Origin of the sequence: Fictibacillus sp. B-59209 (assembly GCF_036216745.1) — a bacterium.
In the GTDB taxonomy this organism is placed as follows: Bacteria; Bacillota; Bacilli; order Bacillales; family Fictibacillaceae; genus Fictibacillus_C; species Fictibacillus_C marinisediminis.
The window spans coordinates 1-25,454 of the sequence record NZ_JARMMC010000029.1 but is presented as its reverse complement, the minus strand read 5'-3'; the positions used below and the strand labels follow the sequence as shown (position 1 = coordinate 25,454).

The window sequence follows — 25,454 nt, the reverse complement described above, 5'->3', positions numbered from 1 at the left end:
ATTCAGGATAATCTTTTTTGTAAATTTTACTAATTACATATTTCGATAAATTTCTCACGTTTTCCTTCTAACAATCGAATCTGTTCAAAAGATCTATCCTCGATTCTCTTCTGTTAAGTTCGACTTCCATTTTTGTTTTTTGATTTGTTCTTTCTCATCATAACTATAACTACTACGATAAAAATCAAAGCGATGATAGCAATGTAAGGGTAACCTGAAGTTTGTGCAGAATATAAGATTTTATCGATTTCACTGATATTACGTGCAGTATATGGAGGATTCGAGAATACTAAGTAGTCTTTGTATTTATCATCTAATACCATCTTCCCTCCTACTATTCCTGCAGCAATGTCATTATATATAAATATGACTGTCCCAATGATAAGCAAAATATAATACTTTAGGTAGTTCATGTCTTCTCCTCCTCTTCTCTAAGGAACATATTTAAACTTTATTTTCTTTCTTGGGAAACGATATCAGGAACACTTTAAAGCCCAAAATAATTAATGATTTCCCGTTTGTAATTAAGTCTGTCATTGATTTTTTGTAATAGGTCAATGTCATGTGTATACGTTTTTCCTGTCTCACGCATTTCCTGATATAAATCTAAATAGGGAAGGTTATTGTCAATTGCGTTCTTTATTTCATTTTCAACATCATAGGCAACTTTTTTAAATTTGACTTCCGCAACTCCCGTTTTATCAATTTCAAGAACCGCATACTGAGCACGTAGGTCAGAATGTAGCTTGTTCCATTTAGAATGAGGCTGTCCGACAGATCCTGGATTAATAATTAATTGACCATTGCTGCCATATCGTAAAATTTGCTGGTGGGTATGAGCATAAATCGCAATATCATCATCTTCATTTACAAATAACTGATCAAAATTTTTCTGGCTATTAGTGGGCCACAAATCTCCACCATAATTTTTACTATGTAAATTATGGCTAATGCTGATGGAAAGGCCATTCACTTGTTTTGTAAGGTGTAAAGGCAACTTTTTAATAAATTGTATATGATGATCATCCAAATTTTCACACAGGTATTGAACCAACCTGGAAACATAAATATCAGTTGCGTTTTCTAAATCAATGTCCTTATCCAATACGTCAAGGAAGCAGTCTTCCCAGTTTCCTTTAACATAGGCAGTAACATTCACACGATCCAATAGTTCAAATAAATTATTTCCTCCAGGCCCGGGCATAATTAAATCACCTAAAAACCAATAGTCCGTGACATCATCTTTGATGCAGTCTTCAATAACTGCTTTTAAGGCACTGGCGTTTCCGTGGACATCTGCCAGCAATGCAATCTTATGTTCCATGATTTGTCCTCCTGCAAGCTTATCTAAAAAAAACGAATATTCCCATTTTACCATTAGTTGGTAATTCGTGTGAGTTTTAATTTGTTATCAATCAATTCTTCTATCTGGCGGGATTTTTAGCAACATATAAAAAAGGGGCTGTCCAAGAGGTCTGTAAGCTGTTTTCTTGGTGCAAGCACCAGCGGGAGTCTCACCTGTCACGCTAGTCCCGCAGGAGTCTCGCACCTTCCACTTCAATTAACTTTTCATTGAAGATTTTTCAAGCCAAAAAGGGGCTGCCTGAAGGTCAATTTTCGACTTTCTGGACAGCCCCTTGGTTCAAAGTCATCTGTGACACATGAGATGTTGGTGATTTCACAAAAAAACTAACGGAACCAGTATCACCTGATTCCGTTAGCAATTATATTGAATAAGAATACTTCTACAGTTCCCCCATACCCTCAAGATTCTCTGACTCAAAGGTATCGAGCGCCTCACGCACGGCATCTGTCGACTTTGTGCTCATTAATTGATTTCTCAATTCGCCTGCCCCTCGGAATCCTTTGACGTAGATCTTGAAAAAGCGGTGGAGAGCCGTAAACGGGCGCAGCTCCAAGTGTGAGTATTTATCATAGAGGTCCAGATGCAGTCGTAAGAGACCAAGCAATTCTTTACTGCTGTGATCTTTCGGCTCCTTTTCAAAGGCAAATGGATTATGGAAGATGCCGCGTCCGATCATCACCCCATCGACACCATATTGTTCTGCGAGCTTCAAGCCCGTTTGACGGTCAGGAATATCCCCATTAATCGTTAGAAGGGTATCGGGTGCCACTTCGTCACGAAGCTTCTTAATCTCCGGTATCAGCTCCCAATGAGCATCTACTTTGCTCATTTCTTTTCTTGTTCGCAAATGAATGGATAGATTGACAATATCTTGTTTCAAGATGTGTTTCAGCCACTCTTTCCATTCGTCTACTTCCGTGAAACCAAGCCTAGTCTTTACACTGACAGGTAATCCCCCTGCTTTGGCTGCTTGTATTAACGCTGCCGCGACTTCCGGACGAAGGATAAGACCGCTTCCCTTCCCATTCTGTGTCACATTCGGTACAGGACAGCCCATATTGATATCGATTCCCTGAAAGCCCATTTCCGCCATACCGATACTCATTTTACGGAAGTTTTCAGGATTATCTCCCCATATATGAGCTACTATTGGCTGTTCGTCCTCAGTAAACGTCAACCGTCCTTTTACACTTCGAATTCCTTCAGGGTGGCAATAACTATCGCTGTTTGTGAACTCTGTAAAAAACACATCTGGCCTAGCTGCTTCACTTACGACATGACGGAACACAACATCCGTCACTTCTTCCATTGGTGCTAGTATAAAAAATGGCCGTGGTAACTCACGCCAAAAATTGTCTTTCATGTTGTAATCCAAATCCTCTCATGAGGGACCCTTAACAAACCATTAATCCCAAAATTAAAAAGCAAGATGTCCTGCTTCCTTTACACTTATACCATGTGTTACTACTTTTTTTCAATCTGATTGAAAATATTTACTCTCTGTACACCATCTATATTATTCTCTCCAATAAATCCCCCACTTTTTCCGCCATTTCCTCCGAAGAATAAGGCATTCCGTTCTTTATCCACCATTCCACTACGCCCACATAGGCATTTGCCACAAATTCGGCAACGATCTCTTCGTTTTGGCCGAGATTTTTGCCTGTGGTGATATCCACCTCTTTTTTGAATTCTTCCATATTGTACTGAACGAACCGGCTGCGGAAATATTGGGCTCCTTCCGTTGTCAGCATCGTTGAAAAAAACAAATAATTGCTTTTTAGATACTCCATGCAGTGGACTGTCGCTTCAATCCACTCCATATCCGCATCTTCCTCACAAAGGCTGGCCATGTTCTGGATATGCTCCTCTATGATCTTATCCAGCAAATCGTATTTATCCAGGTAATGAAGATACACTGTTGCTCGGTTGACGTTTGCCCTGTCCGAAATATCCTGGATCGTGATGCTGTCGAAATTTTTCTCGGACATCAATTCAAGGAATGCTGTTTTTATTGCGTCTTGGGTTCTGGCAACCCTTCTATCCACTTTTGCCATTGTTTATTAACCATACCTTTCTTGAGAGATAGTCGACAATCTATATGAATTTGTTGTGTAAACAACGAATCGGATTAAATTAACGATTGTTTGGCTTGTATTTCTATTTTAAATTATAGACAGATGTCGAGAAAACATCAATCGTAGTTTATTTTACTTGAAAGGATGGTAATTGGAATGTCCATTAAAAATAAAGTTGTTATCATTACAGGCGCAAGTTCAGGCATTGGGGAGGCTGCGGCAAAGCTCTTGGCTGAGAAAGGCGCAAAGGTGGTACTTGGCGCAAGACGTGAGGACCGTTTGGCACGATTGACTGAAGAAATTAAATCGAATGGCGGACAAGCCGTTTATCGCGTCACAGATGTGGTTAATCCAGAAGATAGCCAGCAGCTGGTTCAACTGGCGAAAGACACTTTTGGCGGTGTGGATGTGATCTTCCTGAACGCTGGAATCATGCCCAATTCACCGCTTTCTCAATTAAAAATGGACGAGTGGAACCTGATGGTGGACGTTAATATAAAAGGTGTATTGAATGGAATTGCCGCCGTATTGCCGACATTTACATCGCAAAAGTCTGGACACATCATCACTACTTCATCCGTAGCCGGGCTTAAAGCTTATCCGGGCGGTGCAGTTTATGGCGCAACCAAATGGGCGGTTCGTGATCTGATGGAAGTCTTGCGTATGGAATCTGCCCAGGAAGGCACCAACATTCGTACAGCAACGATTTATCCGGCAGCGATCCATACGGAATTGCTGGATACCATTTCAGATAAGAATACTTCAGAAGGAATGACTGCGCTGTACGAACAATATGGAATTACACCTGACCGGGTGGCCCATGTTGTGGCATTTGCGATTGATCAGCCGGAAGATACGAACATCAATGAGTTTACGATTGGACCGACAAGCCAGCCGTGGTAATCATTGCACTATAAATAAAACGAAGAGCCATTTTGATGTAGGCTTAGCTGCCGGGAAAACCTCGGCAGCCTTTTATTTTCTTTCTCAAATCCATTTAACGAAATCAGGAGGAATTGAAAATGGCAAAACATGAAGAAGTAAAAAATGGTGTGATTTTTCCATCAGGCGAAAAAAATGAAGCCTTTGCCCGCTATTTTACGGGACAAAGTTATCTTAAAACATTGATTGCGGATCCTGAAGTAAGTGTTGGCGTTGGGAATGTAACTTTTGAACCAGGATGCAGAAATAACTGGCACATTCACCGGGATGGATTTCAGCTTTTATTAGTAACTGGCGGTGAAGGGTGGTACCAGGAACAAGGTAAACCCGCTCAATTCTTAAAAGCAGGAGACGTCATCGTCACCCATGATGGTGTAAAACACTGGCACGGCGCGGCAAAAGACAGCTGGTTTGAACACATTGCCATCACTGCAGGTACACCGGAATGGCTGGAACCCGTCACAGATGAGGAATACAGCAAATTAAAATAAAGATATCTAGAAAGTTGCCCCCTTGTTTCTCTTTGGGGTCAACTTATGAAATTGGAGAGGAGTTGTTTCTTTGGCTAAACGAAATCATTTGTTGATTTTCATATTGACCATCGGAGTTTTCGGCATCTTGAATACCGAAATGGGAGTTATCGGATTGCTGCCTTCCATTGCCGATCACTTTCATCTGGGGCATACTGGCTGGTGGAATCATGGCCAATATTAATCAATACTTGATTATGTCTTCAGCTCCCGAAGCACCTGATTTTGCTAACGGGTTATTTATATCCTCCTGCAACTTTGGAACAACCTTGGGTTCAGCTGCAGGCGGGCTGCTCATAACAGAAATGGGTATCCAATACATCGGCCTGGCCGGAATCCTGTCATTGCTCTTCGGCCTGGCCGCTATCTCAATTAGAAACCATGTGATGCTGCCGAGGCAGCAGTTTTCCAGATCATGATTTTAACGGACTTTGCTTAAACGGCTTTATCCTATTGGCTAAAATCATACAAAATGAATAACACAAAAAAGCGGACAGCCACAAAGGGCTCCCGCTTTTAAATTTGCTTTTCACTTAGGCTTTGAAGTACGTTGCATTCGAGATTGCACCTCCAAGAAACTAGCAGCAGAGTAAGGTCATGGAGCAAACAGTTTCCACTGGCCTTCGGATACAACTTCGACCTCTCCATCGATCACTTTGATGGCGGTTTGATCATCCATTGCATACGCAGGCCCCTGTATCCCGGCTGCCCATTTCTCTGCATTAGCCATCGTGTTATACGGCAGCATCTCGTGCTCCAGATGCGGGAACATCGCAAAATCCACCAGATTCAGCCCTTCATCGCCTCCGCTGGGTGGAGTCCAATTAACGAAGAATTCCCCGATGTTCGGCGCCATCACCATGCTCCCGGCACTCAGTCCCACATACACTGAACGCAGCGACGGCAAGAGTTCTGCCAGTCCGGACTGCCGCATCCAATAACTCAAATACAATGGATCACCGCCATCCACTAACAGAACGTCAGTCTCCTTGACCATAGGAATCCAATGCTCTTTACTGAGGCTCGGCAGCGCAGTGAGTTCCAGCACCCCCATTGACTTCCAGCCCAGCTCACACATCGGTGCGCCGGATTGTCCATTCAAGAACTTCCATGCGTTCATTGCACCACCGGGTATGGCGTACACCGCAGTGGGTATACAAAGAGCGCTAGACTCGGCAATCGGCTTGCCCAGCATGTCAACCAACGCGTCATGTATGCTTTTGTTTTTGATGCCTCCAGATGTAAGCAAAAGTTTCATAACCTTCAACTCCTCATCTTTTTGTGTGTCTGACGTTTGCTTCTTCTGACTTTTTAAAATGTGGCTGCGGACTCTAACTGGGACAGCTTTGCGTCATACAAGAATCAAACTGGCCCAATATGGTTGTTGTTTATCTTAATGTTTATATAAGGGTGCAGCAAGAGTCAAGAGAAAAATAAGAAGGTAATGAGATGGTTCATCTGGAAATGTAAGTTATGCCAAAACACATGCCGCAAATGTATTTTGACCGATGGATGATCTATTAAAGGAATTAAATGGGAGGGAATAGCAAATGGAAGCAAAGACGCTTTTGTTAGAGCAATGGGCAAGCTGCTTAGATAAAGAGGAATGGTTTCCACCGCTTGAAAAAGTGCTGGAGGATATCACTTTTGAACAAGCCATGTGGAAACCAGCGGATGGAGAAATGAATTCCATTTGGGAATTGGTTTGTCATTTACTTTTCTATGAAAAGAGATATCTGATGCGATTTCTTGGTGAAACAGAGAATGAACCGCAGGCAGAAAATAATAAATCTACATTCCGATTACCGACAGAGACATTAGAAAATTGGGAGGAAACCAAGCAAGAATACTTTTATGTTCATCGTGAACTTGAAAAAACACTGGCAAGATCAGAACATGAAGATATGTACAGACAGGTCCCCGGAGAAGATTATCCATTAGTGCTTGAAATGAAGAGTTTAGCCATGCACGGCGCATATCATATTGGTCAAATTGTGCTACTCAGTAAATTGCAAGGCGCTTGGGCACGGAAACACAGCTCTTAAATAAGGTTCATCAGCTTTACAGTATTAGCCTGTTCAATCGGATTGATGTAAAAAAAAGCAACATACCGATGACCATTACCCGATTTGCCGCCCAATATTTGAATAGAAGCAGGTTTTCCCCTTAACGGGAGCCTGCTTCTTCTTTTAAAATCATCTGCGATACTACCTCAACGTGGCTTGGATGGTGATGGCAGATAGCAATGGTGTAGTAGTATTCACCTTATGCTTACTCAAACTTTTCCTTCAACCCCTTCGGCTGAACCGTTTGATAGCCTCCTCGGTCACCGGCTCGAAGAGGTTAACTAGGTTTCCGTCGGGATCACGGAACAACATAGCACGGTTTCCCCATGGCATCGTGGTCGGTTCCTTTACCCACTCGTCTACAAACGGTTTCAAGCGCTCGTATTCGGCATCAATATTATGGACGCGAAACTCAATAATGACAGAGTGATTATCGGCCGCCACTGCGGAACCAGTTCCAAACAGTGGTACCGTCTGCGAATGGCCGATCGCAAGGGTACACGATGGCACAACAAGTTCGGCAAATACAGGCGCAGGGCGTTCCGCCGAAACACCCATGACTTTTTCATAGAAATAGACAAGACGATCCACGTCGTCGGTAATGATACGTACAGAAGCAAAATTCACAGTTACCATCCTTCCTATCTCTCACCTCTTTATGTTTACTTACTCCGATTATAAAATGATGCTACTGACACCAGTATGTCAGTAGCGTTTTAAGATTTTTTGGGCTTCCTCACGAATCACATTTCGGAGTGATTTAGGTTCCAAAACAAATGCATCACTCCCCCAACCAAGGACCCATTGCAACACTTCGTCCAAGTGACGAACACGTAAGACCACATGAAATCCATCTTGATGCTCTTCCATATCCTCTATGTAATAAAAGTTTGATTCCTTCACCTTATCAGCGATTTCATTGTTAAATCGAAGGCGGACGAGTAAGTGTCGATCATCCAGAGGGGTGTACTCCCTTAAGTTAAAATGTATTGGTAATTCGAATCGTTCCCCCAAATCTATCAATTCTGTCATCCGGGACAAGCGAAAATGACGAATTTCTTGGCGCAGATCACACCGGGCTACGAGCATCCAGGATCCTTCAACTAGCACCAATCCATAGGGAGCAACGACACGAACACTATGTCGTTTCCCCTCCGAATCTGCATGTCTTTTTGAATAATGAAATCCAATCTTTCTCTCATCTAATATCGCTCGACGGATCTTTTCTAGATATTCTTTTTCTTTTGACTGATTAAGATGCTTATCAGAAATGAGCAAACGGATAGCCTTGCGTACACGAAATGTTTCATCGAGTACGCTCTCAGGAAGAATGGCCTCAATTTTGCCGCGGGCATCTTGAGCCTTGACACGATAATCATCATCAAATTGTTGTTCGATAAAGTCCGTTCCAATCAGCAAACTCACGGCTTCTGGAACCGTAAAACTAATTGGGGGCAGGAAATAGCCTTTCATAAGGGAATATCCTGTCCCAGGGGCTCCTATTATCGGTACGCCGGCTTCACACAGTGCTTGGATGTCGCGGTAGATGGTTCGCACGCTAGTTTCAAATTGGGTTGCTAAATCTCCGGCCCGTACAACGTCTTTACGTTGTAAATTCAGTACGATGGCTAACAAACGGTCTGTTTTGTTCATCGGTTCTCCCTTACATGTTCATTGTAAAATAAACATACCATATCTTAATGGAGAAGATGATTTAGTGAATCTGGAGTTTTTTTACATTGAATTGTATTGACATCTAAGTGAGAATCTCTAAAAATAATTAAAGGCTTCTGTTGGCGTTATTCGATTGAACCGGCTAAGAAAGAAGGAAATTTTAAAGGTCTGTTAAAGATGTACCATAAAAATCATGCAAGATTGAATTATGCGGTTAAGCTTTATAAAGAGGGAGATATGACTGTAAATCAAATTTGTGAAATTACGAATGTGTCTAGGGCCTCATTATATAGAAAGCCATCGGAAAGGAAAAGTTGATGGTTCATACCAAAAAATAGGAAATATATAATAGAAAATAAGTTTCATATAGAGGTGGAGTTATATGCCTAAAATTGACAATATGTTAGCCATTCTATGGATGCTTCGTTCAGGTGAAAAAATTACTGCAAAACAAATTTCAGAAAAGTTAGAGATGAATATAAGGACTGTGTATCGTTATATTGATACAATTTCAATAAGTGGCGTACCTATCATTTCAGAACCAGGACATAACGGTGGATACACTTTAATGAACCATTTTATTGAGGCTCCTCTTTTTTTTGATATTGAGGAGCAAACTTCACTATTTCACGCTGCTGTTTTTGCAGAAGAAGCCGGGTATTATGGAGGTGAAGCACTAAATAGGGCCATTTCAAAACTAAGTAAATACTCAAATCAAGAGCAGGAAACAAAGTTAAACCAACATTTAACTAGTCTTGAAGTAATAAGTCGATTAAGTTCACTCTCTACGGAACCTTTTTTGAAGGAGTTGGAGCAGGCCGTAGCTGACGGGTACTCAGTAAAAATTCTTTACCATAAAAGCGGCGAAAAGCAATTAAATGATAGATTGGTCGATCCGTACAGAATTATCTATTGGAATAATAAGTGGTATGTGATTGGATTTTGTCATCTTAGGAATGATATCCGTAGTTTTAGAGTAGATCGAATTGAAAGTCTCATGCTAACCGAAAATAAGTTTAACCGGCCAGAAAATTTTTCAGCACGTGACTTTTTTATAAAAAATCTTCTTCCAACTATAGAAGATAAGGAAGGGATTACTTCTTTAGTTATTAATGGAAATGAAAGTACGCTGAATGATATTTGCCAACATTGGTTTTTAGGACATTATTTACAAGAACGGACTTCAAATCAAGCCGTTTTTCTTCTTGAAAAAGATATAATACATACATATGTACCTTATCTACTTTTACCGTACAATAAATCGATTAAAGTTATTGAGCCAATAAGTCTTAAGAAAAGACTTGTTGAAGTTCTGTCGGAATTAATAAAATTTCATCAAGTATGATAACTTCCCTGACGATAGCTGTCAGGGAAGTTTTATTATAATTGCTGTATCAATTGTGATTGGGAGTGTTATTGGATGCAAACAAAAAAAGTTTTTCTATATGTATTTAATACAATGTCGGACTGGGAATATGGATATTTAATTGCTGAACTAAACTCAGGAAGATATTTCAAAAAAGATTTATCACCTTTAACAGTAATTACAGTAGGAGCTAATAAAGAAATGATTACTACGATGGGAGGACTGAGCATAAAACCAGATATTTCCCTTGATGAATGTACTCTTGAGAGTAAAGATCTTTTAATTTTACCAGGAGGGACTACTTGGAGTGAAGAAATTCATCAGCCTATCTTGGAAAGAATTGGCCAAGCTTTAAAGCTTGGCACTATTGTTGCTGCAATTTGTGGTGCAACTGAGGCCCTTGCGAATATGGGATACTTAGATACTAGAAAGCATACAAGTAATAATTTAGAATACACTAAAATGGTTTGTCCTAACTATAAAGGAGAAAAGTTCTATGAGATGGGATCTGCGGTATCTGATGCGAATTTAGTTACTGCATCAGGAATAGCTCCTCTTGAATTTGCGATGGAAGTACTGAAAAAATTAGATGTATTTGCATCAGATACATTACATTCATGGTATAACCTGAATAAGACTCATAAACCTGAATACTTCTTCCAGTTAATGAATTCCATAAATAAATGAAGTAACTAAAAAAGCTCAATTTCTCTATTTTGATTTGCAGAGAAGTTGGGCTTTTTAATTTGGGATTTCCTTATCGTTGTAAATCCGCATTTTCCTGACGCTACCCTTACATGGAGTGGTTTGAAGAACTAGGAAACTGGGACGCCTGATATTGTCCGACGAATATACAAGGAGTACCCTGAAGGAAGCGGTCGCGAAAGTATCGCACGACGACTTTACAATGAAGGTGTCAAAACACCAGCTGATGTTGCTGGGAAGAAAAATGCGAGTAACAAATGGAATGATTCCACGATCAAGCTCATTCTCACAAACCCTCATTACGTTGGGGATTTAGTTCAAGGGCGCACCACCACAGTAAGTGTTACAAGTAAAAAACGAAAGAATCAAGACAAAGATGATATGTATATCATTGAGAATACTCATGAACCCATCATCTCACGAGATATGTTTGAAGCCGTGCAAAATTTGATGAAGCAGCGGAAGAAATTCATTACAGCACCGAAGCTTCACTTATTTACGAACATTCTTTCTTGCGCGGATTGCGGAAAGGGAATGTGGTATAGGAGTAATCGACCGAGTGGTTACATTTGCTGCAATTATGCTCGTCATGGTAAAAAAGCTTGTAGCGCTCACACGATTAAAGAGGAGCATCTTAAAGAAACGATTTTGTATGATATACGAAAACTCGTTCAAGAAATTGATAAAGAACAGTATTTGAAAGAGTTGGAAGCAAAGTCGAAGAAATCAAAGAAGGATATCCAACAAAAGATGGATAAGTTCAACAAGCAAATCGAAATGTTAAAAACTCGAAAAAAGAAATTCATCAATATGCTCGCCGATGAAAAAATCACACATGACGAGTATTTGGAGATGGTGGAAGATAACAATCAAGAACTTGCTCAACTTTCGGAAAAGAAAAATGAAATGCTCTCAATACTGGAAAGTGAGACAGTCATGGATAATATCGACAAACTAAAACAAGAGCTTCTCCAATTTCTAGACTTTGATGAATTAACACAAAATTTTTCATCACCTGATTAATCGGATCGATGTAAAAGAAGACGGCACACCTGTAATTCATTACCGATTTGCCGCCCCAACATTTGAATAGAAGCAGGTTTTCCCCTTAACGGGAGCCTGCTTCTTCTTTTAAAATCATCTGCGATACTACCTCAACGTGCGTCGTCTGCGGAAACATGTCCACCGGCTGGACTTCCACTGTTTTGAATCCGCCGTCTTCCAAAATCCTCATGTCCCTCGCCAATGTTGATGGATTGCAGCTCACATACACCACGCGCTTCGGCTTCATTTCAATAATAGTTTGAAGCAGGGCTTCGTCGCATCCTTTTCTCGGCGGGTCGACGACAATGACGTCTGGTGTGATGCCTTGTTCTTTCCATTTTGGAATGACGACTTCGGATTCACCAACCGCAAACTCGGCGTTGTCCATCCCGTTCAGTTCGGCGTTTCGGCGGGCGTCTTCTATCGCTTCCGGTACAATTTCTACGCCGTATACCTTTTTCGCTTTTTGCGCCAGGAATAAAGAAATCGTTCCGATGCCGCAATAGGCGTCGATGACCGTTTCGCCACCAGTCAGCTCCGCGTATTTCAGGGCCTGACCGTACAGAACCTTCGTTTGCTGCTGATTGATCTGATAGAACGAGCGGGCGGAGATGGCGAATTTGATGTCGCCGATGTAATCGTAAATATATTCAGAGCCCCAGAGGACTTTCGTTTCGTCTCCGAAGATCACGTTTGTACGCCGTGTGTTCACGTTTTGCACGACCGATTTAATCTGTGGAATCGTCGATACGATATCATCCACGATTTTTTTTCGGTTCGGCAGTTCTTTTCCATTCGTCACGAGGACGATCATCAGCTCGTTCGTTGTTTTACCGAAGCGGGCGATAATGTGGCGGATGATTCCTTTGTGGCGCTTCTCTTCATACGGAGAAATGCCGTACTTGTTCAGGATGTCCTTGACCGCCTGGATTGCTTCATCGGCCGTATCTCCTGTAATGATGCAGCTGTCCATCTCCACGATCTCATGGCTTCGCTTTTGATAGAAGCCTGTGATCAGACGGCCCTCACGTTCACCGACCGGCACCTGGGCTTTGTTGCGGTAGCGCCAAGGCTCGTCTCCCATGCCAAGCGTTGGAAGCACCGGAACGTTTTCCAGTTTTCCAATCCGCTGCAGCACGTCCTCGACCTGCTTGCGTTTGAACTCCAACTGGCCTTCGTATGACAGATGCTGAAGCTGGCAGCCTCCGCACCATTTATAGATCGGGCATGGCGGTTCGATCCGCTGCCCGCTTTCTTCGGTTAGTTCCATCAATCGGCCAAAGCCGTATCCTTTTTTCACGTTAACGACCTTTATCTTGGCTTTCTCGCCCGGCAGACCGTTCGGTACAAACAGCGGAAACCCATCGACTTTCGCCACTCCGGCTCCGTCATGGGTCAAATCCACGAATTCCACATCTATGATTTCATTTTTTGAGACCGGCACATTTGCCTTTGTCATTAGACATCGTTCCTTTATCTTCAGTTCTTTCCTGATTGTAGCACAACTCTTCTCTTGTTAAACGATCGTTTAATTAAACAGTCGTTTAATTTAAACATTAGTTTGAGTCCTCTTCCAATTACTCATCGCAAACTGATGCCTGAAAGAGACGACAAATCTTTTTCTTCTATATAGACTGGAATGGGACGCTGGCGAAGCATGAGCCAGGAGATTTGTGAAGCAAATGACCAGCCGAGTTGTGAACCGTAACTAAGCTCGCTTAGTTAAAGGATCACAACTCCAAGCTGGTCACCCATTCCATACCCGCAAATCCCTTCCGCTCTAGCAAGAGTATACCCACATCACTCTCCCCGTAACGGGCAAAAAGAAAAGATGGGGCTCTAGTTATAGAGCCTCATCCTCTGTTAGTTTCACGCGCTCTTTTGGCACGAGCATCTGGAAGTGGTGGCGAAGGTTCACAAATTCGCCCGGCAAGAGTCCGCCGAATTCACCGTCCAGGTTGAGCTGCATTTTATCGGTTGGCCGTACTTTGATCCGGTTCGCTTTCGTGTAGATGATATGATCATCATTGATATGGTCACCTTTTAGCGCCATGGACGCGATACGGACAAATTCAGCCAGATTCGTTTTCTTCAATATAATAAGGTCAAACATGCCGTCGTTGAACTCGGACGTCGGCGCGAGTTTTTCAAAACCGCCGATGGAGTTCGTGTTGGCCACGAGGAACAGCATGATCTCGCCCTGGAACAGCTTGCCGTCATACTCGATCTCAACGTACGTCGGACGGATGGACGGAAGCATCTCGATGCCTTTGAGGAAATAGGCGAGCTGCCCGATCATCGTCTTCAGCTTGCTCGGCACTTCATACGTCAGCTCGGTAATACGGCCGCCGCCTGCAATGTTGATGAAGAACTTATCATTCACTTTTCCGATGTCGACCGGCATTTCAGCACCCTGACAAAGGACGTCACACGCGCCTTCAATCGTTCTTGGCACGCCAAGGGCACGGGCAAAGTCGTTCGTCGTTCCCGCCGGAATGAGTCCGAGCTTCGGACGGTGTTCAAGATCGGCAAGACCGTTGACTACCTCATAGATGGTTCCGTCCCCGCCGGCTGCGATAACAAGGTCAAAGCCGCGTTCACCGGCTAGCCTGGCTGCACGGGTCGCACTGCCTTCCTCCGGTGTCGTTGCATGGGTGGACGTTTCGTAGCCTGCAATTTCAAGCCGCTCTAAAATATAAGGAAGCTGCTTCTTGATCGCTTCTCTTCCTGATGTTGGATTGTATATTAATCGTGCTCGTTTCATACTTTTCACCTGATTTATTTTCTATTGGTTTCTTATAAACATGATACGCTCTAACCAGAAAAAACAGCCCGAATTTGGACTGTTTATTACCAACTCTTATTATAGTGATTCCCCATAAAAAAAGCAAAACTCAAAAAAGGAAATTTTTATGAAATTACCTTCAGACCAATGGCCGCGCTCAGCACCATCGCCATAAATAAAATGCGTTTCCAGTCCCGTGATTCCCCGTACACGAGCATGCCGACAAGCACACCGCCGACCGTACCGATTCCCGTCCATACCGCATAGGCGGTTCCCATGGACAGGGTTTCCATGGCGAGGGACAGAAGCGAGAAGCTGCAGGCAAATCCGAGTATGAGAAAAAGGAACGTCATAAAGCTTTTCTTCTGGCTCACCTTGTTCAGGCCAATGACCCCCAAGACTTCAAAGCCTCCGGCAAGCACCACATACAGCCAGCCCATTACGCTTCACTCCCTTTCTCTTTCGGTTCTCCCGTTACGGCTTTTAGACCCATAACTCCGGCGAGCAAGAGCGCGATCAGTGAAATTTTCGCCCAGCTGACCGGTTCCCCGTAGAACAGCATCTCCGCCAGCACGGTTCCTGCGGTTCCGATTCCGGTAAAGACGGCATACACCGTACCGACCGGCAGTTTACCCAGGCATGGGATCATCAGAAAAAAGCTGACGACGATCACAAGTCCGGTTCCGATCCATCCGAGGGCAGAATCCGCATGCTTCAGTCCGCTGACCCACAGCACCTCCAGAATGCCTCCCATGATGACCAATGTCCAATATCGATTCATTTCTGTTCACCTCTTAGTTGAATAACGCGCGTTCGTACATATACCATGATGCTTCAAGGCGTTCTTCCGCGCTTCCCTCTCCGCCATAGAGCATCTCCACAAACACGCCGTCCAGAAGCGCGATGTACGCTTTGGCCGCCTGCTTGATGTTTAATTCCTGAAGCCCGGGTTCTTTCGCTTCTTTAAATTCCTGAAGCAGCAGACTCTCCATTTTATCCAGATAGCTGTACACATGATCCATCAGTTGTTCCTCCAAATGTTCTGGGGGAAAAAACGACGTGCGCAGCCAAAATTTTGCCCGCTCATCCTGCTCGTAGTTTTCCATTTGCAGCTGTAAAAATCCGTACAGCTTCTCTCTAAACGAAAGGCAGCTGTCGTTAAAATAGGCGGTTGCCTTTTCCCATTCGTGTACGATCGCCTCTTCTGTCACCGCTAAAAACAATTCATCCTTGTTTTTAAAATGGGCATAGATCGACGGTGTTTTAATTCCAACGTCGGATGCAATTCCCGATAGAGATGCCCCGCTGTAGCCGTGGTTCGCAAAATGGGCAAGTGCTGCTGCTTTAATTTTATCTGCTGTCATATCTCATCACCTAACTAATGTTCGTTAGTTAAATCATCTCACACTCTTCTTCACTTGTCAAAAGAAGAAGGGTTTTATGATGAAAAGCACGAAGTAGAAGGGTGGAAATCTTTGAAGGAGAGAATATGATGACTATCACCAATCTTACCTTTCGTCTGTCCAGCCGCTTTGACTTTCCGCAGCTGGTTGAACTGGAGAACCTTGTATGGAATACAAATACCGCTCCGGCTGAAATCTATTGGCATTCGACTGAAGAATATGCCCAGCACTGTCCAGAAGGCAGCCAGCTCCTGGCCCTTTCCGGTGACCGGATCTGCGGCTATTTTTCCTACCGTATCCCTACCCCGCTCGACAGCAACAAGCATGTCGCTGAGCTGGCATTGGCCATCCATCCTGATTTTCAGGGTCAAGGTGTCGCTCAGGAATTAATGAAGTCCGGCGAAGACTGGATGAAGCGCCTCGGCAAAAAGAAGCTGTCACTCCGGGTGATGGCGACAAACCCGAAAGCCGTTCGTTTTTATGAAAAGTACGGCTTTATCAAACAAGGTCTGCTGGTGAATGAATTTTATATCGATGGCAAATATGTGGATGACATCATGATGTATAAAATGCTGGATGACTAGGGCAGAACTGAATCAACAGAAACAGGCGGGTACCAGATCCACGATTTCAATGAAGCTGATCTGGCTCTTTCCTGCCGCTTTTATCGTTCATGATGCCGAGGAGACGTTAACCATTAAAGCGTTTCTGGGCGCACACCGCCAAGAGGCGCCATTTAACAGACTGCCGGTCAGCCAGATGACCACGGGTACGTTTGCGATGAGCGTCCTGCTCATCCTGTTTGTTATTGTGGGATTGTGCTCGTATATTACGAAAAACCGCCACTCGGGCCAGCCGCTTTTTCTGCTGTTGGCTTCGACGCTTTTTATGAACGGTGTGACGCATGTGCTACAAGCACTGTACTTTAGAGGCTATACCCCCGGGGTGGCCACGGCTGTTCTCATCATTTTCCCTTATTCGATCTGGGCATGGAGATCGATGAATAAAGTTCATGGCGTGGAGTTAGCCAAATATTTAGCGGCCGGAATGGTGCTGCAGATTCCGCTTGCAGTTGGAGCGCTTATCGCGGGGAGTCTGCTATTGTAATGGTGCCTGGCACCACATTTGAACATTTTTGGGACGTTGATGGCTTTCCCTTGTTTTAACAGATGGGAACCGATACTATGAATATGTGAATTGTTTCATATGCACTTATACGGTTATTACGTTTAAAAGGAGGAAAACCAATGTTTAATGCGCTATTACATACTCACTCGGGTTCATGGGCGATTATGGTCATCTTGTTCCTGATCACCTACTTTACAAAGAGCCAAAAGATCACGCTCATGCTGCAGCGTCTGTTCTACCTCATCATGATCGTTACAGGGGTATGGATGCTATCCATCCTTCACTTCCCGCTAACTTACGTCCTAAAAGGCGTACTCGCGATCGTCTTGATCGGTGTTATGGAAATGCTCGTTGCCCGCAAACGCAAAGGCAGCCCGATGCCTGCGATGTGGATTGTATTGATCATCCTGCTCGTCGTCATTGTAATGATGGGATACGGCGTTATTTCGTTTTAACTGAAAAATCATGGCTCCCGCAGTAGGTATTGTATAAAAACAGCTAAAAGCAGTGGATTTCGGAGGTGAAATCACACTGCTTTTAGCTGTTTTTCGTGGGGGAAAGTTGAAAGTTAAGGAGATGTAAGTACTATTAGTTCCAGTTTTTCTCTATAAATTGAACGGCAGGCTGTAAATTGGTTTTGTTCGCAATTTCAATGACAGCCGGAACCACGGCAGGGTCCGTTTTGGAGAAGTTAGGAATCCGTGGATCTAACCGAAAAAAACGATTTCCCAGAAGATTAGAACTGACCATGGATTCATAGTAACCATTTCCACCCGCGACAATCTGAAGAAATGGCAGTAAGGGTTCATTGGGCGATCGGTCCAAAAGGACTCCCCAATTTGGAGGAAGGTTCTTCAGATTTTCGGGGCGTATGTTATCTGCACTCACCATTCCCCACCCCTTCGTATCTCTTCTTAACTGAGTCGGGGCTTCACCTGTTCCAATGGATAATACCGCAATTTGATCTAACGGCACTTTGGCTTTACCCACTGCAAACGCGATACTGGCTGTACTGGGGTTGGTTGCTACTGTATACCCATCCACGTAGTTTTGATAGGCTCGTTGCGTTGCGGGAGCACCGCTGCTCCGCAGTATCACATCACTCGCTTTTTCATTTAAATAGGGAGAGCCAGGGAAGTTGTGGAATAGCACAGGAGTCCAACGATTCAGCTCCGGTGAGAATAATTGAAATGAAGGGACAACAATTCGTCTTTTTAAGTCTTTGAGACGAAGATCTGATGGAAAAAATGTTCGTACCGCTTTAATGAAACCAGAATATGGCAATTGTTGATTAAACACAGGTCCACCTGGTCGGGAAATGCTGAATGCCGGCAGGATTTTTTCCTTAAAGAACTGGAAAGTCTCCTTCGGTGATCTCCCACTTGCCAACGCAAGGGCAGTAAATGAACCGATTGAATTTCCCGCGAAAACATGGGTCCGACTAATTAATTTTGGATTTTGCTGAGCCAGTCTATTCAAAAGCTGTAAACTTAAAGCACCTAGGGTACCGCCTCCATCAAAGGTCATGATCCGATATTTTGTCAAAGGTGATAGCTCCTTTCTCATCCGATCACAAGTATCCATTCAGTATATGTCTATCTTGTATGGGCAATGAATACCTTTGAATTTTGAGTTCTCTTTGAAGACAATACATACTCTCTAAACAAGCATGCAGCTGATCCTTAGCGTCAATATTAATAAAACAATCCTCCGCCCCCAGGTCCTTCGAATTAGTTTTCGTAATCTAAGTCCTATACTGTTTAGCCTCGCTCTCGCAATGGGTGCACGCGTATGGCAGATCGATTTTTTATGAAAATGATGCGTTCTGCAAGTAAAAGCTGGGTTTTCGCAAGTAAATGGAGGATTTCTGCAAGTAAACTCATCATTTTCGCAAGTAACATGTGTCGAACCGCAAGTAACGGTTCTGCACAAGCCATTTGAGGGTCGCCAAAAAGGCCACTTGATCATTAAATCACTAGGTGCTCCATATTTTTACGAGTAAATCTACTATTTTTGTCGAGTTCTTAAACTTGGGTGGATGGTACATATATTGCTTCAAAATTACATGTAGAACTGATCGAATTTTCTCCCGAACAACCGAGCCACCTCTATTTCCATCCCCTTTTTCACTCGTTAATGTAGTTCATAACCTCGGCAATGTAACTTTCTAAAGGCTGTCCAGTGTCAACAACAAGACACTGATGATTGGCTGGTTTTTTGCTGTTTCCCATCGTTTCTTCAAAGGCAGCTTCAGACTTAATATCTTTTATTTGGCTGATCATTTGTTTACGGTTTTTCAGCCTGGCGTTTATTTTACTTAGATCATCAAGGCAGCACTCCACGTACCTGTATTTCACATGATATTTTTCAGCAAGTGCTGTTCCCTTATCAACCATTTCATCATACAAGCAAGGACTATCCAATATAACAGCATGTCCTTGGGATAAGTGAAAGTCAATCAACGCCCATTCAATTTCATAGGAAACCCTGCCTGCTGCCCTTGAATCTATTTGGATTTCCTCCATACTATACAATAAAGCAGACTTTACGATGTCATGATCAATAATGACTGCTCCCGATCTTTTTGCTATTTCTCGAGCAAGTGTGGACTTGCCGGAACCCGGAAAACCTGACATTTGCACAAAAAACATCGAATGACCCCCCGATTTTTAAGAAGAACCTGTAAGAATAAAAACTAAATCATCGAGCGTCCCCATTACATGCTCCACTTCAGGCAAGTGATAAAACGTACCCGTTGCTTCAAAGTCATAGATTGCTTCATTTGGTGAATAAAGATATACTTTTTTGCCTGTGCCCAGTGCAATTCCAAGTTCGATATGGCTTCCTTTTCCTGCGGGGAGCAGCACGACTAAAAAATCAGCTTCGATCACAGCCTCCCTTTCCTTTTGCCCGATATCCTTTAAATCTTCAATCGTTGAGGCTCTTTCTTTCGTCCAATCATAGGTATGTATAAAGCCCTTGCTTTTCAGCTTTTCACTAACATAAGTCACACTTGGTATATTTTTAAAGCTTGAGGCGATATAAAACTTCATTCTTTATCACACCGTTTCTACTCATAATTTTCTCGTCTTTTTCCCCGATTTAATGATGATATTGACTGAAGTTAATTCCCCGCTTTCCAAATGATTCTTTATATGTGATACATCAATATCTCTTTCAATTTTTATGGATTTACTTTCTCCTGCTCTTAACATGACGTCATAAGGGGCATTGGCGTTTAAAAGCGAGAACATTTTCTTTATATCGTTATCTCCGTTCTTTTCCCTAAGTTCTACCGTAAATCGAACATCCTTTTGACTGTAATTTATCAGAGGAAGTTTACATACCGCATGCAATGTCGTTTTCTTCGCCATTTCAAAATGGCAATTGCCTTTATCACTTTTATAAGAAATGGCGTAGATGCCTGTTGCAAAGTGTTTCTGAAAGGAATTTGCTAAATAATGAGGAGCAAGCATTGAAACCAGACAAGCCAGGATTACAAATCGTGCATGATATTTCCCCAATGATTGCACAAGAAAATAAAGCCCTGCAATTAATACTCCTAATGAAGTCAACCCAACAACATTTAAACCATTCACGGTCTCAACGGACCGATCTAAAACTGAAACCATTTCTTCGCCATAGGGACTTGCGTTTGGAAACGGGAAATTTAAAGCCATCGAGACAACCATAAAAACGAAGGAGATGTATAGTAATCTTTTATTCTTTATCAATTGAATATCCTCCATCACGAAAGAGTAGTTTCAGGTAAATGATAACAAAAATTACAGCGGGAATTTCACATGAATGCTTTACAAGTTCTTCATTTCTATCGATATGCTCGGGTCAAAGGCTTGATTCCAACTGGTTTGTATCCGACAGATGTGTACCTTCAGGGCGTGTAGAAGGCTGATTGGCATATGGTATTATGTGGATAGCGCAGAAGTCATCAAGACCTGAACGAACTACCAAAAAGGAGGTTCAAGTCATGACAAATGCATCAAGCAAGAAGAGAACTGACTCTCTTCGAGGGTTATAAAGGCATTACCACATACTATCTATAAGGCATTCTTGGTTCCGGGAGCTCTGATTGCGTGGCTTCCACCGAAAGGAATGAAAGGCAATATCTGCGAGTTTGACGCTCGGGCCGGCGGTGCCTATCGAATGTCCCTAACCTATACCGGAACGGACCATTCAACGCAAGGCAAGACCTCGGAACATGCTGACGTCGTCAAAGGGAGATTCTTGGAGTTCACCCCAAACGAGCGGATTGTGCAGTTAGTAGAATTCGAGTCCGAGGACCCAGTTTTCGCGGGAGAGATGATCATGACATGGACATTAGCAGCCGTTCCGGCAGGCACCAAAGTTACCATCATTTGCGAGAACGTGCCTGAAGGAATACGGAAGGAAGATCACGACGTTGGTTTGAGGTCTACTCTGGAGAATCTTGCTGTCTACACCGAATGATAGAAATAAAATGAAGAATAGTACTTCTCAGCCAAATAGTAGGGGTGATAGAGTTCTTCAGAATCCTGAACTTAAGGGTCACGATCGTTGAGGAAGGAAGAATGTTGTGGCCATCGAATATAGTAATGGTTATAAATAAACTTAAATTTATAAGTAAAGGAGATGAATTCATGAGGGTTGGTTTAAATAAAGTTCAGGACGTTCTGGAAAATTACCGGTCTGCAGTATATGAGAAAGATGTTGAGAGATTTTTATCTGCATACAATTCTGACATACATGTGTATGATTGTTGGGAAAACTGGGAGAGTATCGGCATTTCCCAATGGAAGGAAATGGTGAATGGCTGGTTTAGTGGTTTACGTGAGGAAGGTGTTGTACTCAAAATAGATTTTAATGATTTAGTAGTTGAAGAAAATACGAATCTCGCTTTCGTTCATTGTGCTGTTACGTTCGCTGCTCACAACGAATCTGGAGAGAAACTTCGTCAGCTGACAAATCGATTCACATTCGGTTTAAGAAAAGAAAACGAATCCTGGACCATCACACATGAACATTCATCATTGCCAATAAATATGGAAACTGGGAAGGGTATTTTCAACTTAAAGTAAGAACGATACAAGCTCCCTATGGGCTGCTTGAACGTTTGCACAACAAAAAAGGCGGCATGCTTTTCAGCAATACCGCCTTTCTTTTCTAGCAAACTATTTGGTTGGTGCAGGATATTGCTTAGGCAGCTCCAAGCCATGCTCTGCCATCACTTCACGCAGCCGGTCCGGATAGTCGGTAATCATTCCGTCTACACCGTCGTTGAATAGTTTGTTCATTGTTGGCTTGTCATCAACCGTCCAAGGAATAACTTTCATCCCTGCTTTATGTGCCTTTTCAACCATTTGTTTTGTTACGTAAGGCTCATAGTTGTCATCGGTTACTTTGCCATCCTGCGGAAAGCCATGCACTGGAGATATTGCGTTTGCACCGAAAGAGTGGGCAGCTGCAACCAAATCCCCGTTAAAGTCGTCAATGTCAATTCCGCCTAACCACGGAGAGGCTCCCGGCTGGCCAGGCTGAAGAAACTGCGGTCCATTGGTAAGTGCCACTAAAGGCAATCTCGGCTCTATTTCACGCATGCGCATGAGTGAACCCCAGTCAAAGCTTTGAATCGATACCCGATTCAGCATGCCTGCCTCACGAACTTGGCGGGCTACCGTTTGGACAAATTCTTCGCGGGGTGCGGTCTCCTCGGGAGCACCAGCTTCCACCTTTGTTTCGATGTTCATCCAAACGTTATCTGCCTTATAGCGTTTGACCAGGTCGAAGATTTCCGTCAGCAATGGCATCTTCGCTCCCGGACTTGTCACCTGCCCTGGAAACTGCGGCTTGGTGGTTGAACCGCAATCAAGGGTACGAATCTGTTTGAGCGTCAGATCTTTTATATATTTGCCGACATAAGGATACTCCGGATCTCCTGGATACGCAGGCTTGGTATCCTTACAGTTCCCGCTTGAAATTTTACGGTCATGCGTAACAACCGCTTTATGATCCTGCGTAATTTGGACATCCAGTTCAAGTGTGCTGACTCCTAGCTCAAGTGCATGGGAAAACGATGCGATCGTCGATTCAACAGTAAGTCCCATCCCGCCGCGGTGAGCCTGGAGATCAAATCCTTCAGGACCAAAATCACTTCCGTTTTGCTCAGCTGCTGAAACGGACTGCCCCATCCCTAAACTTGATAGTGAACTCACCATGACTGCTGTAATTGTTGCTAAAATAAACTTTTTCCTCGTCATTTGCTCATCTCCTCAAAACTTTAAAGTGTTTTACTTTTAAAGTGTAAAGAGGGTATATAAAGCCTTATTGAAGCAAACGTAAAGAAATTATATGGTTTTAAATGAAATCATAATTCTTTTGTCATAAATGCACTGTTCGGATCCTCTATGTAATCTGCAAATGGCTCACAATATTGAAACCCGAAGCTGGCATAAAGACTCCTTGCCGGTTCAAAGGCTTTCATGGAGCCCGTTTCCAAACTGAGCCTCCGATAGCCGCGCCGCTTCGCTTCCTCCATAATGTGCTGCAGCATCCGCTTCGCAACTCCCTTTCTTAAATGGACAGCCGACGTTCGCATGGATTTGATCTCTCCATGCTGGCGGTCCAGTTCTTTCAGTGCCCCGCAGCCCAATAATTCTCCATCCTCCCAAGCACTCCAGAACGTAATATCCGGTTTCCTTAGTCCTTCAAGGTTAAGGGCATGCCTGCTTTCTGGCGGAGAATGAAGCTCCATCCCCTGAAGATGCTCCCCTATTAATCTGGCTATTTCAGGTCCTGTTAGATTATCTGCTTTGATCTCCATGAAAAAGAACACTCCTTGATTTTTGGTCCATTAATTAATAAAGGCACTTTCCATTTCAGCAAAAAAAGCCTTCGATAATAATTCGAAATCTTTTTCATTTAAATGAATGGCATCTCCGGCATTGTACTTCAATACCGATTTTTCAGGATTATACTTAATACAACGTTGAATTTTTTTCATACAATCGTTTTTATTTTACCTTAAAAGAATTTGGCACGCATGACTACCTTCTTCTTAGTTCGAATATCTTTAGATTAATGGGTCTTTTGTAGGTTTTTTAAGCGATATTTTTATTTATTCATGAGAAAAAATGAACAAATCAAAGTTTAGTAGGGAGGAATGTTATGAAAGCTATTGTTTATCACAAATATGGTCCGCCGGATGTTCTTGAATTAACAGAGGTGGAAAAGCCTATTCCTGAGGACAACCAAGTACTGGTGAAAATTCATGCTGCGTCTGTGAATTATGGGAACCTGGTTCTTTTGAAAGGGGAGCCGCTCTTGGCCCGCTTTGCTTTCGGTCTTCTAAAACCTAAATACTCCATACCCGGTGGTGACATAGCAGGCCGGGTTGAAGCGGTTGGCAAAGATGTTAAGCAGTTTCAACCTGGCGATGAGGTGTTCGGTGATTTATCCCGTTGTGGCTGGGGTGGTTTTGCCGAATATGTTTCTGTTCCCGAAAATACATTGGCACTAAAACCAGCCAATCTATCTTTCGAGGAAGCGGCTGCTGTGCCTATGGCGGCAGTAACGGCCCTGCAGGCTCTGCGGGATAAAGGCAAGATTCAGCCGGGGCAAAAGATTTTGATTAATGGTGCCTCTGGTGGTGTGGGGACTTTCGCAGTACAGATCGCCAAATCGTTCGGGGCTGAGGTAACGGCTGTGTGCAGTACAAGAAATCTAACGATTGTCCGGTCGATTGGCGCAGACCATGCCATTGATTATACAAAGGAGGATTTTACCCGGAAAGCGGAAAGTTATGACCTGATTCTTGCCGCTAACGGATATCAGCCGATTTCAGCTTATAAGCGTTTATTAAGTCCCAATGGAAATTATGTTATGGTTGGAGGTTCCGGTGCTCAAATGTTCCAAGCCATGGCATTTGGGCCTTGGATTTCAATGGCCGGAAGTAAGAAAATGGGTAACATCTTACAAAGGCAAAACCAAAAGGATCTGGTTTTTATGAAAGAACTTCTTGAGTCCGGCAAAGTAAAACCAGTTATTGATAGAAGTTATAAGCTGAGTGAAGTTCCCGAAGCATTCAGGTATTTTGCAGAAGGACACTCCCAAGGAAAAGTTGTCATCACTATGTGATTCATAAGCAAGAAAAGGGGCTGTCCAAGAAGTCTGTAAGCTGTTGATTTCCGTTCCAGGCTGCTCGCTTTCCGCGGGGCGTGCGGTGAGCCTCTTGGTGCAAGCACCGGCGGGAGTCTCACCTGTCACGCTAGTCCCGCAGGAGTCTCGCATCTTCCACTTCAATTAACTTTTCATTGAAGATTTTTCAAGCCAAAAAGGGGCTGCCTGAAGGTCAATTTTCGACTTTCTGGACAG

32 protein-coding genes and 1 pseudogene are annotated in these 25,454 nt (G+C 43.2%); 15 read left to right on the top strand and 18 right to left on the bottom strand.

Annotated elements, in window-relative coordinates:
* Nucleotides 1-113 precede the first annotated feature (113 nt).
* The 4 genes from P4361_RS20305 to P4361_RS20290 all read right to left on the bottom strand — a co-directional run bounded on the left by P4361_RS20305 (nucleotide 114) and on the right by P4361_RS20290 (nucleotide 3,423).
* On the bottom strand, nucleotides 114-413 hold the full coding sequence (locus P4361_RS20305) for a hypothetical protein (protein ID WP_328090737.1): 300 nt from the start codon (nucleotides 411-413) through the stop codon (nucleotides 114-116).
* A 74-nt stretch (nucleotides 414-487) separates the two neighbouring features.
* On the bottom strand, nucleotides 488-1,324 hold the full coding sequence (locus tag P4361_RS20300; RefSeq protein WP_328090736.1) for a metallophosphoesterase family protein: 837 nt from the start codon (nucleotides 1,322-1,324) through the stop codon (nucleotides 488-490).
* A 421-nt stretch (nucleotides 1,325-1,745) separates the two neighbouring features.
* Nucleotides 1,746-2,729, bottom strand: coding sequence for a tRNA-dihydrouridine synthase (locus tag P4361_RS20295; protein WP_328090734.1), 984 nt, complete (start codon nucleotides 2,727-2,729; stop codon nucleotides 1,746-1,748).
* 148 nt (nucleotides 2,730-2,877) lie between these two features.
* Nucleotides 2,878-3,423, bottom strand: coding sequence for a TetR/AcrR family transcriptional regulator C-terminal domain-containing protein (locus tag P4361_RS20290; protein ID WP_328090733.1), 546 nt, complete (start codon nucleotides 3,421-3,423; stop codon nucleotides 2,878-2,880).
* A gap of 177 nt (nucleotides 3,424-3,600) precedes the next feature.
* On the opposite strand from P4361_RS20290, the gene P4361_RS20285 reads away from it, so the two are divergent.
* From P4361_RS20285 to P4361_RS20270, 4 genes are all read left to right on the top strand, one after another.
* Nucleotides 3,601-4,347 carry an SDR family oxidoreductase gene (locus P4361_RS20285; RefSeq protein ID WP_328090732.1) on the top strand — a complete coding sequence of 249 codons (747 nt, stop codon included), beginning with the start codon at nucleotides 3,601-3,603 and terminating at the stop codon, nucleotides 4,345-4,347.
* 119 nt (nucleotides 4,348-4,466) lie between these two features.
* Nucleotides 4,467-4,877: a cupin domain-containing protein gene (locus tag P4361_RS20280; RefSeq protein WP_328090731.1), complete on the top strand. Its 411-nt coding sequence runs from the start codon at nucleotides 4,467-4,469 to the stop codon at nucleotides 4,875-4,877.
* A 70-nt stretch (nucleotides 4,878-4,947) separates the two neighbouring features.
* A complete protein-coding gene (locus P4361_RS20275; protein WP_328090730.1) occupies nucleotides 4,948-5,100 on the top strand; it encodes a hypothetical protein in 153 nt (50 codons plus the stop codon).
* Nucleotides 5,087-5,335, top strand: a complete 249-nt coding sequence (locus P4361_RS20270) for a hypothetical protein (RefSeq protein WP_328090728.1) — start codon at nucleotides 5,087-5,089, stop codon at nucleotides 5,333-5,335. Before P4361_RS20275 ends, P4361_RS20270 begins: the two co-directional genes overlap by 14 nt.
* 176 nt (nucleotides 5,336-5,511) lie before the next feature.
* Here P4361_RS20270 and P4361_RS20265 read toward each other — a convergent pair whose 3' ends face one another.
* Nucleotides 5,512-6,174 carry a Type 1 glutamine amidotransferase-like domain-containing protein gene (locus P4361_RS20265; RefSeq protein ID WP_328090727.1) on the bottom strand — a complete coding sequence of 221 codons (663 nt, stop codon included), beginning with the start codon at nucleotides 6,172-6,174 and terminating at the stop codon, nucleotides 5,512-5,514.
* Nucleotides 6,175-6,466: 292 nt separating this feature from the next.
* On the opposite strand from P4361_RS20265, the gene P4361_RS20260 reads away from it, so the two are divergent.
* Nucleotides 6,467-6,961, top strand: a complete 495-nt coding sequence (locus P4361_RS20260; RefSeq protein WP_328090726.1) for a DinB family protein — start codon at nucleotides 6,467-6,469, stop codon at nucleotides 6,959-6,961.
* 243 nt (nucleotides 6,962-7,204) lie between these two features.
* Here the strand turns inward: P4361_RS20260 and P4361_RS20255 are convergent, their stop codons facing one another.
* Both P4361_RS20255 and P4361_RS20250 read right to left on the bottom strand, forming a co-directional pair.
* Nucleotides 7,205-7,609 (bottom strand): VOC family protein, encoded by a 405-nt coding sequence (locus P4361_RS20255; RefSeq protein WP_248254562.1) that lies wholly within the window; start codon nucleotides 7,607-7,609, stop codon nucleotides 7,205-7,207.
* Between the two features lie 78 nt (nucleotides 7,610-7,687).
* Nucleotides 7,688-8,635 (bottom strand): YafY family protein, encoded by a 948-nt coding sequence (locus P4361_RS20250; protein WP_328090724.1) that lies wholly within the window; start codon nucleotides 8,633-8,635, stop codon nucleotides 7,688-7,690.
* A gap of 144 nt (nucleotides 8,636-8,779) precedes the next feature.
* Here P4361_RS20250 and P4361_RS20245 point away from each other — a divergent pair.
* The 4 genes and pseudogenes from P4361_RS20245 to P4361_RS20230 form a co-directional block, all read left to right on the top strand.
* A pseudogene (locus P4361_RS20245) lies at nucleotides 8,780-8,974 on the top strand (helix-turn-helix domain-containing protein); the annotation flags it as partial.
* A 64-nt stretch (nucleotides 8,975-9,038) separates the two neighbouring features.
* The gene (locus P4361_RS20240) at nucleotides 9,039-10,001 is read left to right on the top strand and encodes a YafY family protein (protein WP_328090722.1); all 963 of its coding nucleotides are present in this window, start codon (nucleotides 9,039-9,041) and stop codon (nucleotides 9,999-10,001) included.
* Nucleotides 10,002-10,076: 75 nt separating this feature from the next.
* Nucleotides 10,077-10,709, top strand: a complete 633-nt coding sequence (locus P4361_RS20235) for a type 1 glutamine amidotransferase family protein (protein WP_248251256.1) — start codon at nucleotides 10,077-10,079, stop codon at nucleotides 10,707-10,709.
* Between the two features lie 150 nt (nucleotides 10,710-10,859).
* A complete protein-coding gene (locus tag P4361_RS20230; RefSeq protein WP_328090795.1) occupies nucleotides 10,860-11,750 on the top strand; it encodes a recombinase family protein in 891 nt (296 codons plus the stop codon).
* Between the two features lie 85 nt (nucleotides 11,751-11,835).
* Here P4361_RS20230 and rlmD read toward each other — a convergent pair whose 3' ends face one another.
* The 5 genes from rlmD to P4361_RS20205 all read right to left on the bottom strand — a co-directional run bounded on the left by rlmD (nucleotide 11,836) and on the right by P4361_RS20205 (nucleotide 15,920).
* Nucleotides 11,836-13,230 carry a 23S rRNA (uracil(1939)-C(5))-methyltransferase RlmD gene (gene rlmD / locus P4361_RS20225; protein WP_328090721.1) on the bottom strand — a complete coding sequence of 465 codons (1,395 nt, stop codon included), beginning with the start codon at nucleotides 13,228-13,230 and terminating at the stop codon, nucleotides 11,836-11,838.
* A 384-nt stretch (nucleotides 13,231-13,614) separates the two neighbouring features.
* Nucleotides 13,615-14,535 carry a diacylglycerol kinase gene (locus P4361_RS20220; RefSeq protein WP_328090720.1) on the bottom strand — a complete coding sequence of 307 codons (921 nt, stop codon included), beginning with the start codon at nucleotides 14,533-14,535 and terminating at the stop codon, nucleotides 13,615-13,617.
* A gap of 146 nt (nucleotides 14,536-14,681) precedes the next feature.
* Nucleotides 14,682-14,996, bottom strand: coding sequence for a DMT family transporter (locus tag P4361_RS20215; protein ID WP_053355953.1), 315 nt, complete (start codon nucleotides 14,994-14,996; stop codon nucleotides 14,682-14,684).
* Nucleotides 14,996-15,337 (bottom strand): DMT family transporter, encoded by a 342-nt coding sequence (locus P4361_RS20210; protein ID WP_265408777.1) that lies wholly within the window; start codon nucleotides 15,335-15,337, stop codon nucleotides 14,996-14,998. The genes P4361_RS20215 and P4361_RS20210 overlap by 1 nt, the downstream gene beginning before the upstream one ends.
* Nucleotides 15,338-15,350: 13 nt before the next feature.
* Complete coding sequence (locus tag P4361_RS20205) at nucleotides 15,351-15,920, bottom strand: TetR/AcrR family transcriptional regulator (RefSeq protein ID WP_328090719.1); 570 nt, start codon at nucleotides 15,918-15,920, stop codon at nucleotides 15,351-15,353.
* A gap of 125 nt (nucleotides 15,921-16,045) precedes the next feature.
* Here P4361_RS20205 and P4361_RS20200 point away from each other — a divergent pair, with 125 nt between their 5' ends.
* The 3 genes from P4361_RS20200 to P4361_RS20190 all read left to right on the top strand — a co-directional run bounded on the left by P4361_RS20200 (nucleotide 16,046) and on the right by P4361_RS20190 (nucleotide 17,542).
* Nucleotides 16,046-16,543 (top strand): GNAT family N-acetyltransferase, encoded by a 498-nt coding sequence (locus tag P4361_RS20200; RefSeq protein ID WP_328090718.1) that lies wholly within the window; start codon nucleotides 16,046-16,048, stop codon nucleotides 16,541-16,543.
* Complete coding sequence (locus P4361_RS20195) at nucleotides 16,536-17,066, top strand: HXXEE domain-containing protein (RefSeq protein WP_328090717.1); 531 nt, start codon at nucleotides 16,536-16,538, stop codon at nucleotides 17,064-17,066. The genes P4361_RS20200 and P4361_RS20195 overlap by 8 nt, the downstream gene beginning before the upstream one ends.
* Before the next feature lie 140 nt (nucleotides 17,067-17,206).
* Nucleotides 17,207-17,542: a DUF1516 family protein gene (locus tag P4361_RS20190; RefSeq protein WP_053355958.1), complete on the top strand. Its 336-nt coding sequence runs from the start codon at nucleotides 17,207-17,209 to the stop codon at nucleotides 17,540-17,542.
* A 133-nt stretch (nucleotides 17,543-17,675) separates the two neighbouring features.
* Here the strand turns inward: P4361_RS20190 and P4361_RS20185 are convergent, their stop codons facing one another.
* The 4 genes from P4361_RS20185 to P4361_RS20170 form a co-directional block, all read right to left on the bottom strand.
* A complete protein-coding gene (locus tag P4361_RS20185; RefSeq protein ID WP_062239081.1) occupies nucleotides 17,676-18,632 on the bottom strand; it encodes a patatin-like phospholipase family protein in 957 nt (318 codons plus the stop codon).
* Nucleotides 18,633-19,213: 581 nt separating this feature from the next.
* Nucleotides 19,214-19,738 (bottom strand): ATP-binding protein, encoded by a 525-nt coding sequence (locus P4361_RS20180; protein WP_328090715.1) that lies wholly within the window; start codon nucleotides 19,736-19,738, stop codon nucleotides 19,214-19,216.
* A gap of 18 nt (nucleotides 19,739-19,756) precedes the next feature.
* On the bottom strand, nucleotides 19,757-20,140 hold the full coding sequence (locus P4361_RS20175; protein ID WP_328090714.1) for a nucleoside 2-deoxyribosyltransferase: 384 nt from the start codon (nucleotides 20,138-20,140) through the stop codon (nucleotides 19,757-19,759).
* 21 nt (nucleotides 20,141-20,161) lie between these two features.
* The gene (locus tag P4361_RS20170) at nucleotides 20,162-20,821 is read right to left on the bottom strand and encodes a hypothetical protein (RefSeq protein WP_328090712.1); all 660 of its coding nucleotides are present in this window, start codon (nucleotides 20,819-20,821) and stop codon (nucleotides 20,162-20,164) included.
* Between the two features lie 337 nt (nucleotides 20,822-21,158).
* Between P4361_RS20170 and P4361_RS20165 the strand changes: the two genes are divergently transcribed.
* On the top strand, nucleotides 21,159-21,554 hold the full coding sequence (locus tag P4361_RS20165) for an SRPBCC domain-containing protein (RefSeq protein WP_328090711.1): 396 nt from the start codon (nucleotides 21,159-21,161) through the stop codon (nucleotides 21,552-21,554).
* Nucleotides 21,555-21,724: 170 nt separating this feature from the next.
* The gene (locus P4361_RS20160) at nucleotides 21,725-22,162 is read left to right on the top strand and encodes a YybH family protein (RefSeq protein ID WP_328090710.1); all 438 of its coding nucleotides are present in this window, start codon (nucleotides 21,725-21,727) and stop codon (nucleotides 22,160-22,162) included.
* 93 nt (nucleotides 22,163-22,255) lie between these two features.
* Here the strand turns inward: P4361_RS20160 and P4361_RS20155 are convergent, their stop codons facing one another.
* Both P4361_RS20155 and P4361_RS20150 read right to left on the bottom strand, forming a co-directional pair.
* Complete coding sequence (locus P4361_RS20155; RefSeq protein WP_328090709.1) at nucleotides 22,256-23,341, bottom strand: glycerophosphodiester phosphodiesterase; 1,086 nt, start codon at nucleotides 23,339-23,341, stop codon at nucleotides 22,256-22,258.
* A 107-nt stretch (nucleotides 23,342-23,448) separates the two neighbouring features.
* Complete coding sequence (locus P4361_RS20150; protein WP_328090708.1) at nucleotides 23,449-23,904, bottom strand: GNAT family N-acetyltransferase; 456 nt, start codon at nucleotides 23,902-23,904, stop codon at nucleotides 23,449-23,451.
* A 344-nt stretch (nucleotides 23,905-24,248) separates the two neighbouring features.
* Between P4361_RS20150 and P4361_RS20145 the strand changes: the two genes are divergently transcribed.
* Nucleotides 24,249-25,217 carry an NAD(P)-dependent alcohol dehydrogenase gene (locus tag P4361_RS20145; protein ID WP_328090707.1) on the top strand — a complete coding sequence of 323 codons (969 nt, stop codon included), beginning with the start codon at nucleotides 24,249-24,251 and terminating at the stop codon, nucleotides 25,215-25,217.
* Nucleotides 25,218-25,454 lie beyond the last annotated feature (237 nt).

Coding starts and splice junctions, on each gene's coding strand:
- P4361_RS20190 (WP_053355958.1), top strand. CDS start 17,207: ATGTTTAATGCGCTATTACATACTCACTCGGGTTCATGGGCGATTATG.
- P4361_RS20270 (WP_328090728.1), top strand. CDS start 5,087: ATGGCCAATATTAATCAATACTTGATTATGTCTTCAGCTCCCGAAGCA.
- P4361_RS20290 (WP_328090733.1), bottom strand. CDS start 3,423: ATGGCAAAAGTGGATAGAAGGGTTGCCAGAACCCAAGACGCAATAAAA.
- P4361_RS20235 (WP_248251256.1), top strand. CDS start 10,077: ATGCAAACAAAAAAAGTTTTTCTATATGTATTTAATACAATGTCGGAC.
- P4361_RS20305 (WP_328090737.1), bottom strand. CDS start 413: ATGAACTACCTAAAGTATTATATTTTGCTTATCATTGGGACAGTCATA.
- P4361_RS20175 (WP_328090714.1), bottom strand. CDS start 20,140: ATGAAGTTTTATATCGCCTCAAGCTTTAAAAATATACCAAGTGTGACT.
- P4361_RS20220 (WP_328090720.1), bottom strand. CDS start 14,535: ATGAAACGAGCACGATTAATATACAATCCAACATCAGGAAGAGAAGCG.
- P4361_RS20195 (WP_328090717.1), top strand. CDS start 16,536: ATGACTAGGGCAGAACTGAATCAACAGAAACAGGCGGGTACCAGATCC.
- P4361_RS20250 (WP_328090724.1), bottom strand. CDS start 8,635: ATGAACAAAACAGACCGTTTGTTAGCCATCGTACTGAATTTACAACGT.
- P4361_RS20155 (WP_328090709.1), bottom strand. CDS start 23,341: ATGACGAGGAAAAAGTTTATTTTAGCAACAATTACAGCAGTCATGGTG.
- P4361_RS20240 (WP_328090722.1), top strand. CDS start 9,039: ATGCCTAAAATTGACAATATGTTAGCCATTCTATGGATGCTTCGTTCA.
- rlmD (WP_328090721.1), bottom strand. CDS start 13,230: ATGACAAAGGCAAATGTGCCGGTCTCAAAAAATGAAATCATAGATGTG.
- P4361_RS20150 (WP_328090708.1), bottom strand. CDS start 23,904: ATGGAGATCAAAGCAGATAATCTAACAGGACCTGAAATAGCCAGATTA.
- P4361_RS20205 (WP_328090719.1), bottom strand. CDS start 15,920: ATGACAGCAGATAAAATTAAAGCAGCAGCACTTGCCCATTTTGCGAAC.
- P4361_RS20215 (WP_053355953.1), bottom strand. CDS start 14,996: ATGGGCTGGCTGTATGTGGTGCTTGCCGGAGGCTTTGAAGTCTTGGGG.
- P4361_RS20285 (WP_328090732.1), top strand. CDS start 3,601: ATGTCCATTAAAAATAAAGTTGTTATCATTACAGGCGCAAGTTCAGGC.
- P4361_RS20280 (WP_328090731.1), top strand. CDS start 4,467: ATGGCAAAACATGAAGAAGTAAAAAATGGTGTGATTTTTCCATCAGGC.
- P4361_RS20260 (WP_328090726.1), top strand. CDS start 6,467: ATGGAAGCAAAGACGCTTTTGTTAGAGCAATGGGCAAGCTGCTTAGAT.
- P4361_RS20295 (WP_328090734.1), bottom strand. CDS start 2,729: ATGAAAGACAATTTTTGGCGTGAGTTACCACGGCCATTTTTTATACTA.
- P4361_RS20145 (WP_328090707.1), top strand. CDS start 24,249: ATGAAAGCTATTGTTTATCACAAATATGGTCCGCCGGATGTTCTTGAA.
- P4361_RS20210 (WP_265408777.1), bottom strand. CDS start 15,337: ATGAATCGATATTGGACATTGGTCATCATGGGAGGCATTCTGGAGGTG.
- P4361_RS20180 (WP_328090715.1), bottom strand. CDS start 19,738: ATGTTTTTTGTGCAAATGTCAGGTTTTCCGGGTTCCGGCAAGTCCACA.
- P4361_RS20300 (WP_328090736.1), bottom strand. CDS start 1,324: ATGGAACATAAGATTGCATTGCTGGCAGATGTCCACGGAAACGCCAGT.
- P4361_RS20160 (WP_328090710.1), top strand. CDS start 21,725: ATGAGGGTTGGTTTAAATAAAGTTCAGGACGTTCTGGAAAATTACCGG.
- P4361_RS20200 (WP_328090718.1), top strand. CDS start 16,046: ATGATGACTATCACCAATCTTACCTTTCGTCTGTCCAGCCGCTTTGAC.
- P4361_RS20265 (WP_328090727.1), bottom strand. CDS start 6,174: ATGAAACTTTTGCTTACATCTGGAGGCATCAAAAACAAAAGCATACAT.